6 protein-coding genes and 3 pseudogenes are annotated in these 6206 nt (G+C 50.3%); 7 read left to right on the top strand and 2 right to left on the bottom strand.

Annotation, left to right across the window (positions count from 1 at the left end; all coding sequences use genetic code 11):
- From VJY99_RS01630 to VJY99_RS01605, 6 genes and pseudogenes are all read left to right on the top strand, one after another.
- Positions 1-183 (top strand): annotated as a pseudogene (locus VJY99_RS01630) (ketose-bisphosphate aldolase); the annotation flags it as partial.
- 156 nt (positions 184-339) lie between these two features.
- Positions 340-1347, top strand: a complete 1008-nt coding sequence (locus VJY99_RS01625; RefSeq protein WP_324115705.1) for a carbohydrate kinase family protein — start codon at positions 340-342, stop codon at positions 1345-1347.
- A 152-nt stretch (positions 1348-1499) separates the two neighbouring features.
- Complete coding sequence (locus tag VJY99_RS01620) at positions 1500-1820, top strand: metalloregulator ArsR/SmtB family transcription factor (protein WP_324115703.1); 321 nt, start codon at positions 1500-1502, stop codon at positions 1818-1820.
- Positions 1821-1865: 45 nt separating this feature from the next.
- Positions 1866-3155 (top strand): arsenic transporter, encoded by a 1290-nt coding sequence (locus VJY99_RS01615; RefSeq protein WP_324115701.1) that lies wholly within the window; start codon positions 1866-1868, stop codon positions 3153-3155.
- Between the two features lie 12 nt (positions 3156-3167).
- The gene (gene arsC / locus VJY99_RS01610) at positions 3168-3596 is read left to right on the top strand and encodes a glutaredoxin-dependent arsenate reductase (RefSeq protein ID WP_324115698.1); all 429 of its coding nucleotides are present in this window, start codon (positions 3168-3170) and stop codon (positions 3594-3596) included.
- 49 nt (positions 3597-3645) lie between these two features.
- Positions 3646-3837, top strand: a pseudogene (locus VJY99_RS01605) (chromate transporter); the annotation flags it as partial.
- Here VJY99_RS01605 and VJY99_RS01600 read toward each other — a convergent pair.
- Both VJY99_RS01600 and VJY99_RS01595 read right to left on the bottom strand, forming a co-directional pair.
- The gene (locus VJY99_RS01600) at positions 3820-4941 is read right to left on the bottom strand and encodes a nickel/cobalt efflux protein RcnA (protein WP_324115697.1); all 1122 of its coding nucleotides are present in this window, start codon (positions 4939-4941) and stop codon (positions 3820-3822) included. The pseudogene VJY99_RS01605 and the gene VJY99_RS01600 overlap by 18 nt on opposite strands.
- Before the next feature lie 35 nt (positions 4942-4976).
- A complete protein-coding gene (locus VJY99_RS01595) occupies positions 4977-5711 on the bottom strand; it encodes a response regulator transcription factor (RefSeq protein WP_324115695.1) in 735 nt (244 codons plus the stop codon).
- Between the two features lie 270 nt (positions 5712-5981).
- Here VJY99_RS01595 and VJY99_RS01590 point away from each other — a divergent pair.
- A pseudogene (locus VJY99_RS01590) lies at positions 5982-6206 on the top strand (formate dehydrogenase subunit alpha); the annotation flags it as partial.

The following is a 6206-nucleotide window of genomic DNA, read 5'->3' as shown; positions in this document are numbered from 1 at the left end:
ATCCACAAGATAAATTTCTATACCGGGATGTCGCAGGCTGCCCTCAACGCGATTGAGCACCGTATGAATCAACGACATGCCATTTATGACGAATACGCCGAGTTGCTGTTGGGGATTGAAGAGGCGATTACTGATGTTGTCACCCAGCAAATGCAGATTTTTGGCAGTTCGGGTAAAGCTTAGAGTCTGTCCCAGTAGGCGTAATTGTTGCAGATCGTTTGGCCTCGGACTGCGCGGAAAAACCGCAGCGTACACGTAGTACGTGAGGATTTTGAGCACAGCCCAGGAGCAAACGAGCAAATAAAATAGCCTAATGGGATAGGCTCTTAAGGAGAGGTTATGAGTAAGCGCAGCGGAATTATCGCCGCCGGAAATATGCTGGTCGACCACGTGCACCAAATTACGCAATGGCCGCAGCGCGGATGGCTTGCCGAAATTATCCACAGTGAACGCTCAACCGGTGGCGCACCGTTAAACGTGCTGCTGACGCTGGCGAAAATGCATGTCGGCCTGCCGCTTCAGGCGGTGGGTTTAGTGGGTGACGATCATGATGGCGACTACATTATGGCGATGTTGGATCAGTATCATGTCAATCACCAGCACGTGCGCCGCACCACCTTCGCACCGACCTCGATGTCACAAGTGATGACCGACCCGAGCGGGCAGCGCACCTTTTTTCACTCGCCAGGTGCGAATCGTCTGCTTGATTTACCCGCTTTTGACCGCCTTGAATCGTCATTCAAAATCTTCCATCTCGGCTATTTGCTACTGCTCGATAGTCTCGATATTGAAGATGCAGAATATGGCACGCGCAGCGCCAGGTTGCTGGCCATGATGGCCCTGCAAGGTTACGAAACCTCGCTTGATTTGGTCTCGCGTCAAGGTGACCCGCGTTACCGCCCGATGGTGCTCCCTACCCTGCGCTGGCTGGATTATTTGGTGATTAATGAGCTGGAAGCCGGTGAGTTTAGTGGGTTGGAGATCCGAAACGCTGACGGTGCGCCACATGTGGAAAATATTGCGCAAGCGGCAAATCAATTACTTAACGCTGGCGTGCGCCAACGCGTGGTGATTCATTGCCCGGAAGGCGCATGGGGTGTTGAACCCGGCCATGAAGGGATGTGGGTCCCCTCATTTATGTTAACGCAGCATGAAATCATCGGCAGCGTAGGTGCAGGGGACGCTTTTTGTGCCGGCGTCTTATATGGCTGCCATGAAAAATGGCCGCTACTCGACAGCTTGAAATTAGCCCACGCCTGCGCTCGCGCGAATTTGTTATGCGCGAATGCCATTGATGGAGCAAAAACGCTGGCAGAATTACAGGCATTTATAAGTGAACACAGCTAACCATCTGAATAATTAGTGAAATTTAGAGGACTACGTCCGATTTCTTCCGCAGAAAAATTCTCCATCTCAGCATCCTCAATTTGGTTTGGGTTCTTTTAAACCCAATACATATGAATTAACATATGTATGTCTAAACAATATTGAGGCTAAAAATGCTGCTTCCTGTTCAGCTTTTTAAAACGCTTTCCGACGAAACCAGACTCTCCATCGTGATGCTGCTGCGTGAAGCTGGGGAGCTCTGCGTGTGTGACATTTGTGCCGCAACCGGGGAGTCACAGCCGAAAATCTCTCGTCACATGGCGATCCTTCGTGAGTTTGACCTTGTCACCGACCGACGTGAAGGCAAGTGGGTTCACTATCGATTGTCTCCAAATATGCCTGCGTGGGCTGCCGCAACTATCGATAACACCTGGAACTGTCTGCGCGAAGAAACGCGCCTGAAACTAGATGCAATGCGGGCTGGGTCGTGTTAGAGAACCCCTCATACATTCAATAATTCATATGTGATGGAGTATGTCATGTTACTGGCAGGGATCATTTTTTTATTCACACTGACACTCGTTATCTGGCAACCCAAAGGCTTGAGTATCGGGTGGAGTGCAACCATTGGCGCTGTTCTGGCACTGTTATGTGGCGTCATTCAACTCAGCGATATTCCCGTGGTGTGGAATATCGTCTGGAACGCCACAGCGACATTTATCGCCGTCATTATCATCAGCCTGTTATTGGATGAATCTGGCTTTTTCGAGTGGGCCGCATTGCACGTTTCCCGCTGGGGCAACGGGCGTGGACGCCTGTTGTTCACTTATATCGTGCTGCTGGGCGCCGCTGTTGCTGCGTTGTTTGCCAACGATGGAGCAGCCCTTATCCTGACGCCTATCGTTATCGCGATGTTGCTGGCTCTGGGTTTCAGTAAACAAGCCACGCTGGCATTTGTGATGGCAGCGGGTTTTATTGCCGACACCGCCAGCCTGCCGCTCATCGTCTCAAACCTGGTCAATATCGTTTCGGCGGACTTCTTTAAACTGGGATTTGCCGAATACGCATCGGTGATGGTGCCTGTCGATATCGCCGCCATTGCGGCAACGCTAACCATGCTGCACCTGTTTTTCCGCAAAGACATTCCACCTGTTTATGAACTCTCGAAACTCAAAGAACCCGTAAAGGCAATCAAAGACCTGGCAACCTTCAGAACCGGCTGGATTGTCCTTCTGCTCCTGCTGGTGGGATTCTTTGTGCTTGAGCCGTTGGGCATCCCGGTGAGTGCCATCGCCGCCGTCGGGGCCTTGATTTTGTTTGCTGTGGCGAAGAAAGGCCATGCGATTAATACCGGAAAAGTGCTGCGTGGCGCGCCTTGGCAAATCGTTATTTTCTCGCTGGGGATGTACCTGGTCGTCTACGGGTTGCGGAACGCAGGACTGACTGAATATCTGTCCCGTGTGTTGAATATTCTTGCTGAACAAGGGCTGTGGGCAACCACATTGGGGACAGGTTTCATCACGGCTTTCCTGTCATCCATAATGAATAATATGCCTACAGTACTGATAGGTGCTCTGTCCATTGATGGCAGCACAGCAACAGGGGTGATTAAAGAAGCGATGATTTACGCCAATGTCATCGGCTGCGATTTGGGGCCAAAAATCACCCCTATTGGCAGCCTGGCAACCCTGCTTTGGCTCCATGTGCTGACACAGAAAAACATGGTAATTACATGGGGATACTATTTCCGGACGGGCATCATCATGACATTGCCGATTCTGTTTGTGACGCTCGTAGCTCTGGCGTTACGTCTTTCTTTCACACTGTAATGAGATACTGATATGAACAACATCACCATTTATCACAACCCAGCCTGCGGCACCTCTCGGAATACACTAGAGTTGATCCGCAACAGCGGCGCTGAGCCAACGATTATTTTATATCTCGAAACGCCACCATCACGTGAAGAACTGACTAAACTCATCGCTGACATGGGGATAACGGTACGCGAGCTGCTGCGTAAAAATGTGGAACCCTATGAACAACTGGGTCTTGCAGAGGATAAATTTACCGACAGCGAGATGATTGAGTTCATGCTTCAACATCCTATTTTGATTAACCGTCCTGTTGTTGTCACCCCGCTGGGAACGCGCCTGTGCCGGCCTTCCGAGGTTGTGCTCGATATTCTGCCGGAATCTCAGCAAGGTGCTTTCAACAAAGAAGATGGTGAAAAAGTGATTGATGAATCAGGGAAGCGTGTGAAGCAGTAAAAAGACTGCCCCTCATTCTGTCAGTTTCCGGGACGCATTCTGGTTCTGGCTGAAGCTAGGTTTTATTAGCTTCGGTGGGCCTGCGGGGCAAATTTCAATCATGCACCAGGAGCTAGTGGAGAACCGTCGCTGGATATCCGAGCAGCGTTTTCTGCACGCACTGAACTACTGCATGGTTTTGCCAGGACCTGAGGCTCAGCAACTGGCAACCTATATCGGTTGGTTAATGTGTCAGACCTATCCAGCCATGAATACCCATATAGATACCCACAGCGGCAATTAAAACGCTTGAAAAATAAGGGGCTCGACGCGCCAGGGTATTAAAACCGCTCCAGCGTTTTGTTGCCTGTCTGACGCTGTATGCGGCTGCAACGCCGACAGTCACCAGGGTTATCGCCAGTCCAATACTGAAGCACAACACCAGTGCCGCACCCAGTGAGAAAGCCTTCACCTGGATGCACAGCAGCAGGACGGTTATTGCTGCCGGACAAGGGATTAACCCGCCGGTCAGCCCAAAGAGAATAATCTGCCCAGTGGTGACATTTCTGTCGGTGAAACGGCGTTTAATGTCGTTCGCATGCGCTTTTTCGTGCGCATCCTGGTATTCCTGAGAAGAAGTATCCAGCCCCTCTAGCGCAGCATGATCATGGTGGTGATCGTGTTCGCTGAACTCAATATCATAATCGTGTGAATGCCCGGCGTGCCCCAGTATCAGACGCGCGGTAAAGGTGTGCGGCTCAGGGATGGGATGGATGGACTGCAAGAAACCTTCTTTCTCCTCAAACTTGAATATCTGCGCAAAACCCTTCCCACGCTGCGTGGTAACAGTGACTGTATTTGCGCCCCAGCGTTGCCCTGACACATTCTTTAAACGCCAGTGCGGCGGACTGTCTTCTTCATAAATAGATAATTCAACGTGTCCGTGGCCGGTATCAATCAGGTGAGATTCATCGTGGTCATGATGTTCATGTGCAAAAGCCTGTTCGGCTTTCCACTGCTGCTCCCCACGCCAGGTACGCCAGCACATCCAGATGGCTGTGGCGATAATAATAATGGCGGAGATGAGTTGGAAGTAAGGTTCGGTGGCTTCTGCGGTGAATTGACGGCTCAAATACATGCCGCCAAAAGCAATCAGCCAGACGACGGCGGTATGTGAAATCGTTGCAGCAAGCCCCAGCAACACCGCCTGTTTCATGGTGCCGCGGATAGCAACAATGAACGCGGCCATCATTGTTTTGGAATGCCCAGGCTCAAGGCCATGCAGTGCGCCCAGCAGAACAGCGCTGGGAATAAACAACCACGCGTTACCAATACCTTGCTGCAAGAGTGCGGAAAAGTCGGTCATAACTCCCTTAGCGATATGTAGAGTATATAAATCTTTTAAGCTGCGCTGTTTTCCGCCTGAATAATATCAGCCGAAAATACGTATCCTATTCCACGAATAGTACGAATAAATATCGGTTGATGTGGATTGGTTTCTATTTTACGTCGTAGTCGCATAATCAGTACATCTATTGTTCTGTCGAAAACGTCGAGACTTTCGCTATGCGTCAATTCCAGTAACCTTTCACGAGAGAGTACTTTGCGGGCATTTTGCATTAATGCCAACAATAAACCGTATTCCCCTTGTGTTAGCGCAATTTGCTCATGTTGAGTATTGAATAACTGGCAACGTTCGGTATCCAGTCGCCAACCGTTGAAGTGTAATCCGACGGTTTTTGTGGTGGTGGTTTCCACCGCCAGTGCGCCAGTGCGCCGCAGCACCGCTTTAACGCGTGCGACCACCACGCGGGAATTAAACGGTTTAGCGATGTAATCATCGGCTCCCATTTCCAGCCCGACCACCACATCTGACTCACTACCCAAGCCTGTCAGCATCACCACGGGTAAATCGGGCCGCTGGCGCTGAATGTGTTGCAGAACTAACAGACCATTGATATCGGGCAGAATCATATCCAGCAGCACCAGAGCGATACCCGGATACTGAGCAACCGTGGCCAACGCATCATTCCCGTTATGACACACCATCACCTCGAATACGTGTTCATTGAGCACGTCGCGCAGCACGTCACAGATTGCCAAATCGTCATCCACCAGCAAAATTGCAGGCTTCATGATTGAACTCCTGGGGAGGGAAAGGTCATGAGACAAGTGTGGGTGATTGTGGAAGGAGTTCTGCACAAAAGACAAATACCCATGCTGAATTTACAACCAGTGTCACAAACCAAGCCAACTCGACACGTCACTTTTGACGATGACCTGTTTTTCGTCAGAGTTTTGCTGCTTTTTTCTTCGTAAGATACCCGTAATTCCCATGTTTTCTATGTGGCATAGATAATGCATTAGGTACCTTCAAAGTAACTAATATTGACTGGAGCAACACTGATGAAAAAAGTCGTCACGGTCTGCCCCTATTGTGCCTCGGGTTGCAAAATCAACCTCGTGGTCGATAACGGCAAAGTCGTCAAAGCGGAAGCGGCTCAGGGTAAAACTAACCAGGGTGAACTTTGCCTGAAGGGTTACTACGGCTGGGATTTTATTAACGACACCAAAATCCTTACCCCGCGCCTTAAATCACCGATGATCCGTCGCCAGAAAGGCGGCAAACTC

Origin of the sequence: Buttiauxella sp., assembly GCF_035271705.1 — a bacterium.
Taxonomy (GTDB): domain Bacteria; phylum Pseudomonadota; class Gammaproteobacteria; order Enterobacterales; family Enterobacteriaceae; genus Buttiauxella.
Note: the sequence above shows the minus strand (reverse complement) of the source record. Positions and strands in the feature narration are given on the sequence as shown.